The following is an 18,937-nucleotide window of genomic DNA, read 5'->3' as shown; positions in this document are numbered from 1 at the left end:
GAAAATTTAAATATTGTTTTAACTGATAAATGAATATCGTCTGATTATTTCAATAAGTAAACTAGGAATTTTTTAATTAATTTACAGAAGTTTTAAGTATGAAAGAAGACTAAACACCAAAGCGTATCTATATTCAGAGAGGCTAAAGCAAACATTCCGGTTAAGGAGCTCATGAGGCATTAAATAATATGATACTGATTGAATATAAAGTACTTAAATATGCAGCATAATTTTCTACGGAATTTGTTTGCTAAATTTTTGTGTATGTAATATAGGAGTATGCTTATGGTAAAAAAAATATGGGCATATGCTAAAAATAAACAAAACGATTTTATTCGAGGCCAACACTCAAGCCTGAGAAAATTTTATATATGGGAGGTTTTGAAAATAAAACAAAATTTTCCTGAAAAATATAATGAATTAACTTTTTATAGTACTCAGACAAATGAATCAAATCGCTCTAGAATGACTCCAGTTAAAAATGGTTTTTTTAAATATACTGAAAATATGAAAGGTGGCAATAACCAAAATGGAGATAATGAATCAATTTCTCATTCTGTAGCTATTTCAGTTTTATCGGAATTAAAAAAAATAAAATTTGTAATAGGACAAGAATGTTACCATTTAAATTTTTCACATTTTCAAGAGGGGCCGCGGCTCCAGTTTGAAAATGGGCATTTTTATTTCCCTGATCTGATAGGATATTTTGATTCTGAATGTGAGCTAGCCAGTAAATGGAATGGTAAAGTGGCAATTGAAGTTGTTGTAAATCATAAATGCGAACCTCAGAAAATAAAAGATTTCTTTAACCATAATATACCAATAATAGAAGTTTATATATCAGAAAAAATTCGTTTTTTAAAAGAAGTTAAAAAACAAATATTTGATAGTACGGATGTAGAAAATTACAATCAATTTTTAACAAAAACATTTACTGAACTGGTTTATGGCCGTATCGTTTCAGATCCTAGTTCAGATCTATATTACCAAAAACAATTGGATTTAAAAGAAGAAGAGCTTAAATCATATATAAAACAAATTCAGCTATGCAAGCAAGAAAAGAACGATATAAGTGATAAATACAAAAAGATAGAAGAAGATTTAAATTTTCAGAAGCAGAATTTTCTGTGTTCAGAAAATAAATTAGAAGAATCTAGCAGATTAAATCAGGAATTACTTCATAAATACAAAGAGATGAATGAAATGCTTAATATTGCAAATGAAAACTGTCAGTCCTTAGAAATTAAGTTAGTAGAATCTGAAAGAATAAATAAAGAATTACAAATTAAATTACAAAAATTGGAATCTATGAGCTGGTGGGAAAAATTAAAATCATTATTCTAGTCACTATTAAATACATCAATGTAAACTAAAATTTATCAATTATTACGTGCTGCCATATTTTAAATAAAAAACAAAAAATCCGAATCGATATATTAACAGGCACATTTACTCAATAAGGTTAATAGATTGTTTCTGATAAGAGCTGTGTCTAGGCTTAAATCAATGGTATTAAAGCTTAAGTGATGACCCTGAATGAATACTTGTTCTCTAACTTCACTGTCTATAGTAGGGTACAGTAACATTCCCGAAACATTTAGAGAAGCTGAATCAGTGGTATTCTCTTGGCTTTTGAGATAAGCATACAGTTGATAAATATGATTACTGCTAAATGTTTTTTCGCTGAACCGAGATGGTTTTAGGATATTTGTGCATTTGGTATCAATAATCAGCCGATGATTGCAGCTGCGATGCTCAATAATCAGATCTGTTTGCATATTAGGCAGAAAATTTTTTATGCCAGAGCTAGCCTGTTGCTGCTGCCAGTATAACCGTTTGCCTGTGCTTATTTTCCAATCGTTGCTATTCAGGTTTGCCCGGCAAAATCCAGCTACTGCTTTTTCAAATAAACGCCGTAACCAGTGATCGGTTTTCTTTACCTGTTCGACCTGATGTATACCTGCCAGCTCAGTGGGAATGGCCAGATTAAAAATCAGCCGGCACAGGGTGAGCAGAGTTTTATCCTGCTTGCCTGATTGATCGAAATAGTCGGTTAAATAGTCATAGTGGGTTGACTGACCTATTTTCAGCGCCGTAAAACGGGTGATGATTTTCTGGCATTGCCGAATTAGCATTTTATCCTGTAACTGTAGCAGCAAGGCATGTGCAGCCGCATGGATATAACGGTTTTTAGGTGTATCAATAGTTAAATTATCAAAATGGCATTGAATTCGGCCTTTTTCCAGTAATTGCTGTCGTGCTGTGACAAGCATATCTATTTTTCCCCTGACACGATTAAGTACCTGAGTATGTTGCTGATAGCCACAGGATAATGAGCGCATCAGCCTTTTATCTACGGCCTGACAATACAGTTTGGCCACCAGCTTGATCAGATCCTCCGGATTATTTTCCAGTTGTACCCGTTGCTGTTCGCCAAGTGTCTGATACAGATCAGAAGCATAGAGTAAAAGCAGCCAAATGTTTCTAATAGGTACAGTGGCTACGGTGGTTTTTACTGTTGATTGATTAGACAGATTCATAACAGTTAGCTGGCATCAGACAGTAATAATTCTATGGCATCTTCAATTTTATTTGGTTCATCAAACCAGTATTCTGCTAGTAAGGGCTGAATTTCAGTATAAATGATATTTCTGAACCAGTTATCGGCATCAGTTATAGCCTTATTACTGGTCAGGTAGCTGTGTCCGATCGTAAATGCAGTCCCAAGCATCGGATCTTCACTGATTAGCTGGTTCAGTTGGTGCATACGTTGCTGCCAATTCAGTAACTTTTGTGGTGCGATAGTGGTTTTTTCAGTCATATATTCCAACCACCTGTCACCAAAATTTGGGTGCAGACTGAAAAATGCAAAGCGGCGCCGTAAGGCAAAATCAACCATCGCCAATGAGCGATCGGCAATATTCATGGTACCGATTACGTACAGATTATCTGGAATAAAAAAGCCCTTTTCATGTTCGCGCTTATAGGTTAATTCGAGTGCTTCATGGGCAGTACGCTTATTAGCTTCCAGCAGGGTTAGCATTTCTCCGAAAATCTGTGCCGGATTACCACGATTAATTTCTTCAATTACCATGACATAATTTGTATGGGCATCGTTTCTTGCCTGATTGGCTATTTCGATAAAAGGCCCATCAATTAATTCAAGCTTGCCATTGCTGGATGGGCGATAGCCACGGATAAAATCCTCGTATGACATATTCGGGTGAAATTGGATCGCTTTAATATTATCAAAATCGCGATAACCGACTATCAGATTAGCCAAACGTTTGGCCAGCCAGGTTTTTCCTGTGCCGGGTGGCCCTTGTAAAATCAGGTTTTTCTTTTCAGTTAATCTTGCCTGAATGATTGCTAGCTGATCCGGGTCGATAAAGCAGCCTTCTGCTATTAAGTCATTCAGGGTATAAGGTTCTCTGACTACAGGCTGGTCAATACTCTTCAGAATATCAGTATCTTTTTCATCTGTAATATCAGGATTATAGTTCAATAGTTTATATTGCCCTTTTCCCATAAAAAGTAAAATATTTTGATCGCGTAATTCTTGAAGAGTTCGGCTCAGGGTATAGCCTATAGTATTATTATTTGGGTATAGAGTTTGCAGCCGCTGCTGATACTGAATTAGAAATTGTTGTCGGGTAAAAATATCGCTATCATTTTGCTGACAAAGCGTCTTAATGAAACCCAGTACTGTTTGTTTCCAGCCATTATTTTCCTGCACCTGATTTACAATGTCATTTAATTGTTGTTTAGCAAGATTGATATCACCAAAACGTTCCCGCCAATAGGGTGCGTTGCAAAATTTGTTGATATCCTGAGGCTGATTATGAAAGGTAAAATTAACTAATTGCTCAGATTTCCAGTTGGAAGTATTTACCTGCCAGATAGTTTTTAAGCTGGTATAAAAATACCATTTTTTTTCAGGTGTACATTTTTGCCACTCGATTTTCAGGGATTTACCATCGCCAGGATTGTCGATAACAGTACCGATGGCTTTAATTTTCATTACCGGAACAGGGTAGCCTTGCGTATCGAAAGGCAAATCATCCGTTTGTACGTAAGTAGCCTTGATTGCAACCTGATCACCAGTACTAATTAAACGAATCAGCTCCATATCCTTGCTATTATTGCCGTTGTATAGCCACTCGCCTTTGTTGATAAAATTTTCACTCTGGTCATCATTATCATTAAAACAAGCTCCTAAAAACCAATAGTTTTTATTTGTATTAACCATTTTCTTCATCTATGCCAATTGTCAGAAGCAGTAGCCAAATCATAGCATGTTAATTATTTTTTATTAATATGGCTAAGTTTTTAGCATGATCATGTTAAGGGTTAATAAGCTGGTTTTAAAAAAACAGACTGTTTTTAAAATAAATTTTAATATATCGGCATAGATTTAATGGTAGTTATTCTAAATGCTGGCAAAATTTCTGTCTGATTCTGAATGGCTAACACAATATCTGCCCAAACTCTGGTCAAATAAAAACGCGGTGTAATACACCGCGTTGTCTGTATTGAGCCTAAATTCAGGCTGCTTCATTAAAACCACAATGACGCAACAGTGCATCTATTTGTGGCTCGCGGCCGCGGAAAGCTTTGAATGACTCCATGGCCGGGCGGGAACCGCCTGCCGCGAGGACTTCACGCCAGAAGCGCCTGCCTGTGGTAGCTGCATCTGCTTCTTCCTCAAACGCAGCATAGATATCGGCGGAAAGGACTTCCGCCCAGCTGTAGCTGTAGTAACCAGCAGAATAACCACCGGCAAAGATATGGCTGAATGAATGGGCAAAGCGGTTAAAATCTGGCTGTGGCATCACTGCTACTCTGCGGCGTACTTCCTGCAAGGTTTGCTGCCAGTCGCAGCCCGGATGGCTGTAGATTTCCATGTCAAACTGAGCAAACTCCATCTGGCGCAGCATAAACAGACCGGTCTGGAAATTTTTGGCCGCCAGCATTTTGTCGTAAAGCTCTTTAGGCAGCATGGCACCGGTATCCTGATGGCTGCTCATACCTGCCAGCACATCGTATTCCCAGACAAAGTTTTCCATAAACTGGCTGGGCATTTCCACTGCATCCCATTCCACGCCATTAATGCCGGATACACCCAGCTCATCTACCTGCGTAAGCAGATGGTGCAGACCGTGGCCGGTTTCATGGAACAGGGTCAGGATTTCATCGTGGCTCAGGCGTGCGGTATTACCGGCTACAGGCGGGGTAAAGTTGCATACCAGATAGGCAATCGGTGTCTGGAGCTGGCCGGTATGATCTCCGCTGGTGAAACGGCGGCGGCCGCGGTAGTCATTCATCCATGCGCCACCGCGTTTACCGGCACGTGCATACAGATCCATGTATACGCCGCCAATAATGGCACCGCCCTGCTCCAGCTCATAATAGCGTACATCTGGGTGCCATACCGGTACTTGTTTTTCAATAAAATGCACACCGTACAATTTATCAATCTGAGCAAACAGGCCAGCCAGAACACGATCAGCCGGGAAGTATTTTTTTACCTCAGTCTGGCTGAATGCATACTTGGCCTGACGCAGTTTTTCACTGGCATAGGTAACATCCCATGGTTGTAAATCATCCAGTCCGAGCTGTTCATGGGCGAATGCTTTCACTTCTGCCAGATCTTTTTCAGCAAATGGTTTGGCGCGGCTGGCCAAGTCTTGCAGGAATGTCAGTACTTGTTCCGGCGTATCGGCCATCTTGGTGGCCAGAGACAGTTCAGCATAATTCTGGAAACCGAGCAATTGTGCTTCACGTGCGGCGATTTGCAGAATACGATTGATATTGGCGGTATTGTCCCATTTTGCTTCACCCAGTTCGCTGGCTCGGGTTGAGTAGGCATGATAAAGCTGCCGGCGCAGTTCACGGTTGTGCGCATATTGCATTACCGCCAGATAATGCGGCATTTGCAGGCCGATTTTATAGCCGGTTTTACCCTCGGCTTGAGCTGCTGCGGCAAACATAGCCAGAGCTTCTTCTGTCAGCCCGCTGATTTCGCTGTCGTGGGCAAAATCGGCAGCGGTACTGCTGTGGCCGGATGCATTCTCTTTACCGGCCAGTGCTTCACCATTGGCAAAATACAATGCAAACGCGTCGGTGGCATCAAGGACATTCTGGCTGAATGCGGCGGAAAGTTGAGCTCCCTCTGCCTGCAATGCAGCAAATTCAGCTTGTTCCTGTGCCGGCAGTTCTGCGCCACTCAGGACGAAATCGCGTAAATCATGATTCAGCTTGGTTTGCTGTGCTGTGCTCAGCTGTGCATATTCTGCACTGGCCTTAATACTCTTGAAGCGCTCATATAAATCGATATCCTGACTGATGGCAGTGAAAAACTCGCTCACTTTCGGCATCAAAGCATTATAAGCTGCACGTAATTCAGGGGTATCGGCCACACTGTTTAAATGGGCAACTACTCCCCAGATACGGCCAACACGTTCAGTAATATTGGTTAAAGCTTCTACCGTGTTATTCCAGTTTATGCCAGACTCTGCTTTCAATGCAGTAATAGCTGTATTAGCCTGATTCATGGCTTCAGTCATGGCCGGTTCAATATCATTAGCGCTGATGGCATCAAAGCGTGGTTCGCTGTCCAGATTCAACAAAACATTTTCAGACATAGTATTCTCATCAGAAAAATACCTGTAAATTTGCGGTTTTTCAGGTAAATCGGGTGGAAGGAGCAGGAGCTGCTGTTTATCTTCTGCTATAAATGATGCTGTATAATGCAATAGGATAAGGTCAAAACCATGAAAAACAATATTCGTTCTTATTTGAATACGCAACCACAAATTGCTGATACTTGTTATATAGATGATATGGCAGTGCTTATCGGGGATGTGATTTTGCATGAACAGGTATCTGTGTGGCCGTTTGCGGTGATTCGTGCAGATGTAAACAGTATGCAAATCGGTGCCAGAAGCAATGTTCAGGATCACTGTATGCTGCACGTGAGCCATAAAACCGCTGCGAAGCCGGAAGGTTCACCATTGCTTATCGGTGAAGATGTAACTATTGGCCATCATGTTAATTTGCATGGTTGTACCATTGGTAATCGTGTTCTGGTGGGTATCAATTCAATAGTGCTGGATGATGCCATTATTGAAGATGAGGTGATGATCGGTGCCGGCAGTCTGGTTCCGCCGCGCAAACGATTGGCCAGTGGCTATCTGTATATGGGTTCGCCAGTGCAACAAATTCGCCCGTTAACGGAAAAAGAACGCGAGTTTTTACCATATTCTGCGGCGCATTATGTTAAGCTTATGCGAAATTATCAGATTAACTCTTGATAAATGAAAGGATAATGGAATGAAGAAACTTTTATCTCTAAGCCTGTTATGCAGTGTACTCGTATTAGCTGCTTGTGCCAGTAATGGCACAGGTGGTAGCCAGACTGAGGCATATGGCCAGATCAAAGGCGGGGTGGAATCGTCGCATACTGGTCATTAAGTTTACTGGCCAAGCTAACCTGGCTGGTATAAATTATTGTTGTACATAAATTGATTAGTGTCGTAATAAGGTTATATTCTGCAATTAAGAAAGTGCAAAATTTGTATGCACTAATTGTTATAGTGGTAAAGTGAAATCGGATTACCTAAACAGTTTTTCAAACCAATCACAAAGGACACTATGATGAAAAAATTATTGGGAATTAGTGCTTTATTGGCTGCCATGTTGCTGTCTGCTTGTGCAACTACACATTCTGCTACGAAAGAAGCTCCTTATAGCGATGTAAATGCCGCAGTAGAATCTAATTAATTATTGTATTAATAAAAAGTGGTTGTATTTGCCAGAAAATTTTATCTGGCAAAGCCAATCACTTTTTTGTTTTGTATGGTTGATTTTACAGACAGGCAAACCGCAAGATGCTGTAGTCATCACTGTAAATAGCCGGTTAAAAAGCTATAGAAAAATATAAAACAGGTACAGGCGTTTAGGCTGGTTTTTGCTGATGGCAAATGCCGGCAGATTTGAAGTTTTATTCAGAAGTGTCAGGAAACACTTTCTTTTCCGTATAAGAAAAAACAGAAAATAGATGCCTTGTGTTCCTTGTGCTACACCGAAAATGCCTGACCAGCAGGACTTTATCGGGATAAAAACGCATTGCCGCATGCATCTTTTGCCCAAATAGTTGCAGACTTTACATGCATGCTTAATTTTTTCAGCCAACAGCAATCTGACCAGTAAGCCGGATTAAATGATTTTGCTATAGCAGCGTTATATTTGTGACAGTGAATATAAGAGTGAATCAGGCAATATAAAGTGGACGCTTTAATGATCAGCAGATTCTTCTACATTAACCAGAGGTGTAGTTGAACCATCTGCATTTACTTCCAGCAGAATAACACCACACTGGGCTGATGTGGACGCGGCAACTGCTTCATAATCTTTGCCGGGTTTAGCTACAAATGTAAGCTTGTTACTTTGACATGATGGCTGATAATTAATTATCTTTCCATCATGATGAGTATTATTAACGTTGGTCAGACCAATGATAGCATTGGATATAGTAATGGGTATATTGGCCGGGATAGTGAATTCACGGTAATACAGCTTAGACAGATTGTGATTGTGTTGCTTCATAGTTTCCAGAGTGGTCGTGGCTGGTATGCCGATGGTGCTGTTACGGGCTATGCCCAACATAGAAGCAAACGCACCACCCATATTGCCGCCGGTTGATTCTTTGACCACATGTCCCTGAAAACGGTATTTCATATTGGTAGGCTTACCGTTTTGCCCGAATATGCGTATCCGCGCCTGCGGTGCTGCATCGCCTGTTACATCCTGTGCCATGGCAAGATTAAAGTTTAAGCTTAATAAAATACCGATTATCATAAACTTTATCAGATTTAGATTAGATTTGATTTTTGAGGTAACAAACATATAGCGACTCACAGAATAACTTAGGTTGGAAAAAACAGATTAAAGCAGTGTTATAAAAATATTTAACAAATATTACTACTATACCCACATAACAGAAACTAAATTTCGTTATATCATACATTTAAATATAAAAGATTCACCTGCATCAGGAATTGAGCAGATAAGAAACATACATTAAATTAGTGTCAGTAAGCCTATCTAAGCTGGTAAGCTGAATAGTGTCGTCATTGGCATTAGATTTGCTGATTGATTTTGGCATAACCACAAACATTGGTTATCCTTTAGCCGTTGAATAACCATCATCGCAGCATTACAGATAAAAATTCTGTTTATGATTTATTGTGTCAGAACGATAAAGTATGTGTAGGAATAATCCCCGAGCGCTACCCGCCGAAGGTTACAGAAAATTCTCTGTCGTGAACCGAATATCAGTGCGCTTAACCAGCATACTGCTGATATCCGGATGATATCTTGACTGATGGTGGAAAAAGTAAACGAACCCACCTGCATAATAAAAATGATCGCTTGCTAAGCCGGAAGAAAAACTCAGCAGATTGCTTCATTTGATCATTGGCAGGCGGCGGCTGGCCGTGTTTAGCGCAGGATAAATATTATCTATACCAGAAAAAATGCAAATTTCACTTTAATAACCACAATAAAAAACCAAATATGCTACTCTTCAGGGAATGTAAGCGTAAACCATGATTAAGGTACACACTGGTCCGATTAAAAACAAAAACGGGCACAGAAATTCCTGCCCGTTTTTGTTCACTGGTTTTGTGCTGATCAGGTCTGGCTACCGCCAACAGTGAGACCGGCATCAATACGTAAAGTGGGTTGCCCCACACCTACCGGAACGCTCTGGCCGTCTTTGCCACATACGCCTACACCGCTGTCCAGACTGGTGTTATTGCCAATCATACTGACGTGTTTTAATACCTCAGGGCCGCTGCCGATGATGGTGGCTCCTTTAACCGGATACTGGAGCTTACCATTTTCAACCCACCATGCCTCCGAAGCACTGAATACAAACTTGCCGCTGGTAATGTCTACCTGTCCACCACCAAAATTCACTGCATATAAACCTTTGTCAACAGAAGCAATAATTTCTTCCGGATTAAGCTGGCCATTTTCCATATAAGTATTGGTCATACGGGGCATGGGTGCTGAAGCATAGTTTTCACGCCGGCCATTACCCGTAACCGGTACACCCATCAAACGGGCATTGGTTTCGTCTTGCAGATAACCACATAAAATACCGTCTTCAATCAGCACAGTACGTCTGGTAGCATTACCTTCATCATCAATGTTCAGAGAGCCACGGCGTTCGGCAATATTGCCCTGATCCACCACGGTAACCCCTTTGGCGGCAACGCGTTCACCCAGACGGCCGGCAAATGCACTGGTGCCCTTGCGGTTAAAATCACCTTCCAAACCATGACCAACGGCTTCATGTAATAAAACACCCGGCCAGCCGTTACCCAATACCACTGTCATCGAGCCTGCTGGTGCCGGACGCGCCTCCAGATTAGTTAGCGCCTGAGCCACGGCCGTATCCACATACGATTTGAGCATGGTTTCATCAAAATAGCCCAAGTCAAAGCGACCGCCACCGCCACTGCTGCCCTGTTCGCGCCGCTCACCCTGTCTGGCTATAACTGTAACCGACAAGCGCACCAGCGGACGAATATCAGTATGTATCCGTCCATCCAGCCGAGCCAGATAAATCAGCTCGTGTTCGCATACCAGCCCGGCCATTACCTGCACAATGCGCGGATCTGCTGCTTTTGCCAGTGTTTCCACCCGCTGCAATAAAGCCACTTTCGCTGCCGCATCCAGACTCAGCATCGGATTAGCCATCCCATACAGCGGTTTGGCCAGTGGTAAAGTAGTGAGACCAACAGCGCGCTGCTGGCCGGCTCGCCCAATTGCCCGTACAGCCTGTGCAGCATCGGTTAATGCCTGTACATTCAGATTATCAGCATAAGCAAACGCCGTCTTTTCACCACTTACAGCACGCACCCCTACCCCCTGCTCAATCTGGAAGCTGCCTGATTTCACCATGCCTTCTTCCAGATGCCAGCTTTCATAGGTACTGCGCTGGCAGTAAATGTCAGCATAATCAATATGGTGTGCACCCATCAGCGACAGTGCATGAGTAAAATCAGCTACAGCCAGCTCGTTATCGGCCAGAAGCTGTTGGTGAACAAGTTGAGCGGTTTGGGTAGAAATAGGCATGAGCAATAAAAGGTTGGGTTGTGACAAAAAGCACAAACAGAGAAATAGTCTGATCAGAATGCACTTGTGGGCAATTATACCGAAAACAAGCTGCTTCTGTGTGATAACCACCAGTCATATCAGAAACAGAAGCAGTGTTGTATTATTTTCAGCAAAAGACTGCATTATGTAAAAATTAAATAAATGATATTGATAATAATTATCATTATACTATAATATGTGTTACCAGTTAGTTAGCGATAGTTAACCGGTAACGACCTCAAGCATATTTAAACTATATTCAGGAGCGGCCTAGCGATTAGCGTTAAATTTTGCATCAAAACTCAAAACCGAAAACACCAAACCCACTGATATTTCAGTGGGTTTGGTGTTTAAAAAACAGAGTTTCAGCAATCAGGCCAAATCATCACCGCCATAACCTTGTGGATTGAGCTCTTGCCAGCGCCAGGCATCGGCCATCATACAGGCCAGATCACGCTGCGCCTGCCAGCCCAATTCCTGTGCAGCGCGCTCAGGATTAGCATAACAGCTAGCTATGTCGCCGGCACGGCGCGGAACAATCTGATAGGGAATTTTCTGGCCGCTGGCTGCTTCAAAAGCGCGCACAATTTCCAATACCGAATAGCCCTGACCCGTACCCAGATTGTAAATATGTACACCCGGCCGATTGCCCGTAGCGCGCATAGCACTTAAATGCCCGTCGGCCAGATCCATTACATGAATATAATCACGCACACCCGTACCATCGGCAGTAGGATAATCATCACCAAATACCGATAATTGTGCCAGCTTGCCTACCGCTACCTGACAGATATACGGCAGCAGATTATTCGGAATACCGTTCGGGTCTTCACCAATCAGGCCGGATTCATGCGCACCTACCGGATTGAAATAGCGCAATAATGTCATACTCCAGCGCGCATCTGCCGCCTGTATATCCATTAACATCCGCTCCACCATATATTTGGACGTGCCATATGGATTGGTGGTGCCGCCGGTAGCAGCACTTTCATCAATCGGCACAGTAGCCGGCGTACCATACACCGTGGCAGAAGAGCTGAACACCAGATTAAATATTCCGGCTTTCGCCATCTCTTCTACCAGAATCAGACTACCACCAACATTATTGTCATAATATTTCAACGGCTCGCGCACACTTTCACCTACTGCTTTCAAGCCGGCAAAATGCAATACATGCTCAATACAGTGCCGGGCAAAAATATCTTGCAGCAAACCGCGATCACGAATATCTCCCTGATAAAACGCTACTTCTTTACCAGTAATCCGAGTTAAACGCTGCAATACCGCAGGTGAAGCATTGCACAGATTATCAATAATCACCACATCGTGGCCGGCATTGAGTAATTGTATAGTAGTATGCGAGCCGATAAAGCCGGCACCGCCTGTTACCAGAATGGCCATAAACTATCCGTAATGATTTTTGAACAAAACAAAGTAATAACCAGAAATCAGGCAGCAGTGCGCCACCTGTTTAGTCTGGCTACATCGATTAAAAACACATGTGCGAGCAGCATCCTGTAATTATAGCCTGATTGTATTAAACCGAGATTAGATTAATAAAGAGTGATTAATTTATAGCGGCAAAGGATGCTGGCCAGCATCGACATACAACAGCATAATCTGCCTGAATAAGCATTGACATCTGTGTATGATGATTATTCAAGAAGTTTTTAACCAACACTTATTGCAAATAATGACTATTTATCAGCAGAAGACTATTTACACCCTTTATTAACTGGTGTACATTTACCCTACCTAACTACTGCTAGAGCTAGCAGTTAATCAATTGTCAGCAATGTATTATTCTTATATCGTAGCTGTATTTATTTTCTTTCTTTCAACAACCTCAAAAGCAGCCCGATACGGGGCAAACTGTGCATGTTTATTTCTTTTTCAAATAAATAAAAATTATTTTTTTGAAGAAAAATACACAAAATTGTGTGCTATCTGATTACAGATTATATCTATTTAACATGCTTATCAAATTATTTTTGCATAAATATCATTGAATTTATGCATATTGCATATGCATAAATAATCTGAATAAGTCCTATATCATATTTTATTACTGTTTATAACTACACAGATTTAGACAAATGGAAAAATTTATAAAAATACTGGATGAAAAAGGCATTAGATATACAGTTGTAAATGACGCTATCAGCGTATATCAAAACCTGGATTTTTTTCAAACCAATCTTAAAGATTTACCTGCTAATTTAACAGTTTATGGTGGTCTAACCTTATCTTCTACTAAAATAAAAAAGCTGCCAGATAATTTGACTGTTCAAGGGAAATTGTGCTTAGGACGTACACAAATAAAAGAACTACCGGCAGATTTAAAGGTTGGCGGTTATCTGTATTTGAATTATACCGCTATCACAATATTGCCAGAAGATTTAACAGTTAATGGTGATTTGAGTATACATTGCACTAAAATTGAGAAATTGCCAGAAAATTTAACTGTAGTCGGTAATCTTGACGCTTCAGAAACCGCCATTACCAAATTGCCAGACAAATTTAATATAAAAGGTAGTATATGTCTGAAAGATAGCCAGATCAATATTTTACCTGATAATTTGCAGGTAAATGGTGATCTGGATTTAAGCAATACACAAATTAATCAACTTCCGGCAAATCTTAATGTGGCCGGCAACCTGAATCTGCACAATACTAGAATAAGCAAACTTCCTGATGATCTGGTTGTAGGGAGAAGTCTGTATTTAAGCAATACTGATATTGAAAAATTGCCGCCTAATCTAACTATCAATAGAAATTTGACTCTGGATGGCACAAAAATAAAAAAATTACCGGAAAATCTTACAGTAAACGGCTGGCTGTCCTTGGCAGACACAAAAATCTATCAACTATTGAAAAATTATAATGGCACATTTAATAAACTGAATTTAACCTTTTACCGCTTAAAGAAGCTGCCAGATAATATAAGAATAAGAAATGATTTAAATCTGGAATTTTCCGATATCAAAAAATTGCCAGACAATCTAAGCATAAATGGTGATTTAATTCTGGCAGAGTCTGGGATTGAAAAATTGCCAAAAAATTTAAGTGTAGGCGGAGCACTATATCTTGAATACACAGATATTAAAAAGCTGCCTAAAAACCTTAGCGTTGGCGGTACCCTCAACCTGCAAGGTACCAAAGTTAAAAAATTACCCAAAAATTTCAATGTTAAAAGTGGGCTGGATATCAGTTTTACCGCAATAGACAGGCTACCGGAAAATCTGCAAGAAATAAATAAACTGATTTTAACTGGTACCAAAATCAGAAATTTACCTGATAAGCTGCGCATAGAAACTGATTTAACAATAAGCGAAAGCAAAATAAACAAACTGCCAGACAATTTATATGTAGGCGATACACTGGATATCAGCAAAACCAAAATTAAATCTTTGCCAGCAGGTTTGAAAGTAGGAAAATGCATAATACTGAATAATACTAAAATCAGTAAATTGCCGAATAATTTGAAACTTAGTCATGGCATAAATCTGAAAAATACTGCCATCAGATATCTGCCTGAAAATCTGGATGTCAGATGGCTACGCCTGAGCCTTAACAAGATAAAAAACATTGCCTATCGAAAAAACTGTACTTCCACAAAGAAAACGATTTTTGCTGCCTGTCTGCATGAAGAATTTAAAATTTTTATGAATGAATTTCTCATTGGCAATCTGGAACAATTCGAACAGTATGCTGACAAAGAGTTTTACAAGCCAGAAGCCAGTGAACTTAAACAGGCCGCAAGAGATTGTGTCGCACAGTTGCAGCAAAAACTATCTGTTAAATAATATCTGCTGGTCTATGTGGTTGTTCAATTCAGGTAGTCATCAACTGATGGTTACCTGAATTTAGTAAATATAATTTGAGTATCTGTTTCAACTGATGGGCTTGGGTGCTTTAGTGGCAGGTATTCATGTTTAAGAAGTTACCTATAATAAGTGGTATGACTTAATATGATGGAATTTGATATCGTTTGCGGCAATTTGTAACAGCAAAGTATAAATGTTTAGAATGTTGATATTTAGTAAAAATATACATTAAAATGCAAATTTGTATATTACTGACTGAATAATTCTAAACATGACTAATATGAATATCAAATCGTCTTTAAAAAGGAGGTGGGATTGGATTCGGAACAAAATAGATCCAAATAAGCAAAAAGATTCTGCTGATATACAAAAAGAGAAAAAATATCAGTATCAGAAATTAACACCTTATACCGATGTAGAATTAGATGCTTATCAAGAAGCATTCGATTATGTATTTGAACACGAAGATGTCAGAAATGTAGCAATATCAGGTGCATATGGTTCGGGTAAAAGCAGCCTGATTGAATCGTATAAAGAGAAGATTAAACGCATTCAAGTAAATAACCATCAAGACGAAAGCCAGAGTAAAAAACAAAAGTTTTTACATATATCACTGGCTCATTTTCGTTCAGAAAATAATCAATTATCTGCATACCCAAACGACAAAGAAAATTCAGCACATAAGACTAATGAGTTAGCTGTTCTGGAAGCTAAGATTCTTAATCAGCTGATTCATCAAATTCCAGCGGAACAAATACCGCAAAGCAATTTTGCTGTTAAAAGAATAATCAGTAAAAGAGATTTATTGGGCATCACTATAAGTAGTATTATTTTTATTCTTCTGATGCTGGATATTATTTTCCCGGCGGCATGGAAAGCGTTTGTTTTATCTTTGGATGATAGTTGCTTAAAAGATTTGTTACTAACGTCAACAACTAATGGCTTCATTCTGTCTTGTGGTGTATGGAATGTTGCTTTATTTGCAATTTTTCTCAACTATGTAATTAAAATGCAGAAACATAAAAATATATTCAAAAAACTAAAATTACAGGGCAATGAAATAGAAATTGTCACGGAATGCAGTGATTCTTTTTTTGACAGGTATTTAAATGAAGTAGTGTATATTTTTGCCAATGCTAATGTAGATGTAATTGTATTTGAAGATATCGACCGGTTTGAGAACCGGCATATCTTTGAACGGTTACGGGAAATCAATACTCTAGCGAATAATCAGCTTAAACAGTATCAGAAAAAGCATACATTGAGATTTTTTTATTTGCTGCGTGATGATATCTTTTCCACCAAAGACAGAACAAAATTTTTTGATTTTATTATTCCCGTTATTCCTGTTGTAGATGGCTCGAATTCCTATGATCAACTGATAAAATTGCTAGAGGGGTATGTAGATAATCATGAAATAGACAAAGGTTTCTTGGAAGGAATATCTTTATATATTGATGATATGAGGCTGCTAAAAAATATCTGTAATGAATTCCATCTGTATTTTTCCAAATTAAATAATACAGAACTTAATGCTAATAAAATGTTTGCCTTGATTACTTATAAAAATCTGTTTCCATTAGATTTTGCCTGTTTACAGCTTAGCCAAGGGTTTGTCTTTACTGCCTTTAATAGAAAAATATTTTATATTAATACTGAAAAGGAAAAATTATTAGAAAAATTAAATGCACTAATAGAATTGAAAAAAGTTGAAGAAAATAACCATGGAGAAAAAATAGAATCGCTTCAAGAAGAAATAAGTAATATCCGTAGAGAAATATTATTTTTACAAAATAAAAAACTTAAGTGTATCCTTAATAAGGAAAATATTGATAAATTTTTTTCTGAATGCTTAGAGCATTATAATAAAAATAAAGAAATTTTAGATATAGAAACTAGTCCATACCTCTCTCTATTAAAATATTTGATTCGTAATGGCTATATTGATGAAACTTATGCAGATTATATGACTTATTTCTATCCTAACAGTTTGACTATAGCAGATAAAACTTTTCTTCGTAGTGTGACAGATGAAGTAGCCAAGGAGTATGAATATAAACTAAATAATCCTGAGTTAATTACTGGAAAACTTCTGCATCAGCAGAGCATGTTTGAACAACCAGAGGTATTGAATATTGATCTGGTTAATTATCTGTTAGGTTCTTTTACAGTATATACTTACGAAGTAACAACTATTTTGAATCAATTGGTGCATGAAGCTAATCTGAAATTTATTAATGCATTCTGGCCGTCATCCAATGAGAAAAATTTAGAACGATTTGTACAGTTGTTAAATAAGCATTGCCCACAGGTTTTTATGCTTATGTTAAATAGCACAACAGTTTCAAATAATATAATTAAAGATTTTTCGATAAAAACCTTATATTTTTCATCACAGGATATTATTGCAACAATAAATACAGATAACCATATTTTAAGTAATTATATTGCTAATATCCATGATTATTTAATTATTGATAAACCTGATGTAGCACAGTTGATTAAACAATTCATATTTCTGGAAATTAAATTTAAAGAAATTGAATATAAAACGGCTAATAAAGACTTATTTAATGTGGTATATCAGAATGATTTATATGAGCTGAATTTTACTAATATCCAGTTGATGTTGGCTACGCAATATACTTCTGTAAGTAAGGAAAATATTATTTATCAGAATTACACTAGTATTATGAAAAAGCCTGATTCGCCTTTAGCCAAGTATGTGGCACTAAATATAGATGCCTACATACATATCATGCTGGCTAATTGTGAACAGCAGATAAAAGATGATGAAACAGATGTATTACAACTATTAAATCACAAAGATATAAGTGAAGAACATAAGCTGGAATATATAGATTATCTGTATACAACCATTACCAGATTAGATAAGGTTAAAAATACAGAGTTGTGGCAAAAGTTATTGTATCCGGGCAAACTTGACTATAACGAAGAAAATATTCTGTGTTATTTTCAACATACGCAAGAAGTGGATGAACCTTTAATTGAATTTATAAATAGTAATGAAAAAGCTTTAGATTTTAAACCAATCTGTAATGATGAAAACGTAGATGTAAGAGGTAATTTTTTTGCTAAAGTAATTATTAATCAAAATATCAGTGATAATAAATATGGAGAAATATTATCAACTTTAAAGTTTTGGCAAGTGAATTTCAATATTGATAATATAAGTAGAAATAAATTTAAAATTCTGATTGATAAAAAAATAATTGGTTTGAAACTAGAAGATGATAAATCAAAGAGTATAAATACCTTGCAATTTATTAGAAGTCATTATGATGAAGAGGATGCTTTATATTTTATCCAGAACAATTTTACTAACTATCTGGATTTAGTAGCTGAAGATACTGAATTATTTGATTATGATGAAACATTGCAGCTAGTTAATCTAGGGCTTGATGATGAAGATGCAATCAGATTACTGAAATGTACGGACAAACCGGTATCTGTTGTTGAGCATTCTTTTTTACCAGCAGTAATGGCCTATGTGCTGGAGCATAATTTTGCAACTGATGATTTAGCGGATTTAATCAGTAAATATCAACAATACGATGCCGATATTCAGGCGCTTATTAAACAGCAGGTGAATGAACATATTGAATCAGTTTCAATCGAGCAAAATACTCAGGCTTTGGAATTTATAAGGGTGTATTGTGATAAAGAAGCAGTATTGGATTATCTACAGAAAAACATTGCCGACTATGCGGATTTAATTACTGAAGATACTGAATTGTTTGATTATGATGAAACATTGCAGCTAGTTAATCTAGGGCTTGATGATGAAGATGCAATCAGATTACTGAAATGTACGGACAAACCGGTATCTGTTGTTGAGCATTCTTTTTTACCAGCAGTAATGGCCTATGTGCTGGAGCATAATTTTGCAACTGATGATTTAGCGGATTTAATCAGTAAATATC

Annotated in this window: 12 protein-coding genes; 6 read left to right on the top strand and 6 right to left on the bottom strand. The window is 38.3% G+C overall.

The features are described from left to right. The first annotated feature begins 285 nt into the window (after nt 1–285). Nucleotides 286–1,344 (top strand): hypothetical protein, encoded by a 1,059-nt coding sequence (locus BHC51_RS07190; RefSeq protein ID WP_100153665.1) that lies wholly within the window; start codon nt 286–288, stop codon nt 1,342–1,344. 92 nt (nt 1,345–1,436) lie between these two features. Here BHC51_RS07190 and BHC51_RS07185 read toward each other — a convergent pair whose 3' ends face one another. The 3 genes from BHC51_RS07185 to BHC51_RS07175 all read right to left on the bottom strand — a co-directional run bounded on the left by BHC51_RS07185 (nt 1,437) and on the right by BHC51_RS07175 (nt 6,644). Then, nucleotides 1,437–2,540: a 5-methylcytosine restriction system specificity protein McrC gene (locus BHC51_RS07185; protein ID WP_100153664.1), complete on the bottom strand. Its 1,104-nt coding sequence runs from the start codon at nt 2,538–2,540 to the stop codon at nt 1,437–1,439. Between the two features lie 5 nt (nt 2,541–2,545). Beyond that, nucleotides 2,546–4,249, bottom strand: coding sequence for an AAA family ATPase (locus tag BHC51_RS07180; protein WP_180296458.1), 1,704 nt, complete (start codon nt 4,247–4,249; stop codon nt 2,546–2,548). 295 nt (nt 4,250–4,544) lie between these two features. Beyond that, complete coding sequence (locus BHC51_RS07175) at nt 4,545–6,644, bottom strand: M3 family metallopeptidase (RefSeq protein WP_100153686.1); 2,100 nt, start codon at nt 6,642–6,644, stop codon at nt 4,545–4,547. Nucleotides 6,645–6,773: 129 nt separating this feature from the next. On the opposite strand from BHC51_RS07175, the gene BHC51_RS07170 reads away from it, so the two are divergent. The 3 genes from BHC51_RS07170 to BHC51_RS13080 all read left to right on the top strand — a co-directional run bounded on the left by BHC51_RS07170 (nt 6,774) and on the right by BHC51_RS13080 (nt 7,782). Beyond that, complete coding sequence (locus BHC51_RS07170; RefSeq protein WP_100153662.1) at nt 6,774–7,313, top strand: gamma carbonic anhydrase family protein; 540 nt, start codon at nt 6,774–6,776, stop codon at nt 7,311–7,313. Nucleotides 7,314–7,332: 19 nt separating this feature from the next. Further along, nucleotides 7,333–7,473, top strand: a complete 141-nt coding sequence (locus BHC51_RS12770; RefSeq protein ID WP_180296457.1) for a hypothetical protein — start codon at nt 7,333–7,335, stop codon at nt 7,471–7,473. Nucleotides 7,474–7,656: 183 nt separating this feature from the next. Beyond that, complete coding sequence (locus BHC51_RS13080) at nt 7,657–7,782, top strand: hypothetical protein (RefSeq protein WP_257381463.1); 126 nt, start codon at nt 7,657–7,659, stop codon at nt 7,780–7,782. A gap of 513 nt (nt 7,783–8,295) precedes the next feature. Here BHC51_RS13080 and BHC51_RS07160 read toward each other — a convergent pair. The 3 genes from BHC51_RS07160 to galE form a co-directional block, all read right to left on the bottom strand. Next, nucleotides 8,296–8,859: a hypothetical protein gene (locus tag BHC51_RS07160; protein WP_100099228.1), complete on the bottom strand. Its 564-nt coding sequence runs from the start codon at nt 8,857–8,859 to the stop codon at nt 8,296–8,298. 834 nt (nt 8,860–9,693) lie between these two features. After that, a complete protein-coding gene (gene tldD, locus BHC51_RS07155) occupies nt 9,694–11,145 on the bottom strand; it encodes a metalloprotease TldD (protein ID WP_100124266.1) in 1,452 nt (483 codons plus the stop codon). Nucleotides 11,146–11,538: 393 nt separating this feature from the next. Then, on the bottom strand, nt 11,539–12,567 hold the full coding sequence (gene galE / locus BHC51_RS07150) for a UDP-glucose 4-epimerase GalE (RefSeq protein WP_100153660.1): 1,029 nt from the start codon (nt 12,565–12,567) through the stop codon (nt 11,539–11,541). A 695-nt stretch (nt 12,568–13,262) separates the two neighbouring features. Between galE and BHC51_RS07145 the strand changes: the two genes are divergently transcribed. Then, entirely contained in the window at nt 13,263–14,972 is a 1,710-nt protein-coding gene (locus BHC51_RS07145; RefSeq protein ID WP_100153659.1) for a hypothetical protein, read from the top strand. 301 nt (nt 14,973–15,273) lie between these two features. Then, nucleotides 15,274–18,937, top strand: a 3,664-nt coding sequence (locus tag BHC51_RS07140; protein WP_143558806.1) for a YobI family P-loop NTPase, incomplete at its 3' end; no start/stop codon positions are given.

This window comes from Snodgrassella alvi (assembly GCF_002777745.1).
GTDB classification, from domain to species: domain Bacteria; phylum Pseudomonadota; class Gammaproteobacteria; order Burkholderiales; family Neisseriaceae; genus Snodgrassella; species Snodgrassella alvi_D.
The sequence above is the reverse complement of the archived record's forward strand: the minus strand, read 5'-3'. Positions and strand labels throughout refer to the sequence as shown.

Excerpts from the sequence above, each read along its gene's own strand:
- BHC51_RS07190 (WP_100153665.1), top strand. The coding sequence starts at position 286 with ATGGTAAAAAAAATATGGGCATATGCTAAAAATAAACAAAACGATTTT.
- BHC51_RS07185 (WP_100153664.1), bottom strand. The coding sequence starts at position 2,540 with ATGAATCTGTCTAATCAATCAACAGTAAAAACCACCGTAGCCACTGTA.
- BHC51_RS07180 (WP_180296458.1), bottom strand. The coding sequence starts at position 4,249 with ATGGTTAATACAAATAAAAACTATTGGTTTTTAGGAGCTTGTTTTAAT.
- BHC51_RS07175 (WP_100153686.1), bottom strand. The coding sequence starts at position 6,644 with ATGTCTGAAAATGTTTTGTTGAATCTGGACAGCGAACCACGCTTTGAT.
- BHC51_RS07170 (WP_100153662.1), top strand. The coding sequence starts at position 6,774 with ATGAAAAACAATATTCGTTCTTATTTGAATACGCAACCACAAATTGCT.
- BHC51_RS12770 (WP_180296457.1), top strand. The coding sequence starts at position 7,333 with ATGAAGAAACTTTTATCTCTAAGCCTGTTATGCAGTGTACTCGTATTA.
- BHC51_RS13080 (WP_257381463.1), top strand. The coding sequence starts at position 7,657 with ATGAAAAAATTATTGGGAATTAGTGCTTTATTGGCTGCCATGTTGCTG.
- BHC51_RS07160 (WP_100099228.1), bottom strand. The coding sequence starts at position 8,859 with ATGATAATCGGTATTTTATTAAGCTTAAACTTTAATCTTGCCATGGCA.
- tldD (WP_100124266.1), bottom strand. The coding sequence starts at position 11,145 with ATGCCTATTTCTACCCAAACCGCTCAACTTGTTCACCAACAGCTTCTG.
- galE (WP_100153660.1), bottom strand. The coding sequence starts at position 12,567 with ATGGCCATTCTGGTAACAGGCGGTGCCGGCTTTATCGGCTCGCATACT.
- BHC51_RS07145 (WP_100153659.1), top strand. The coding sequence starts at position 13,263 with ATGGAAAAATTTATAAAAATACTGGATGAAAAAGGCATTAGATATACA.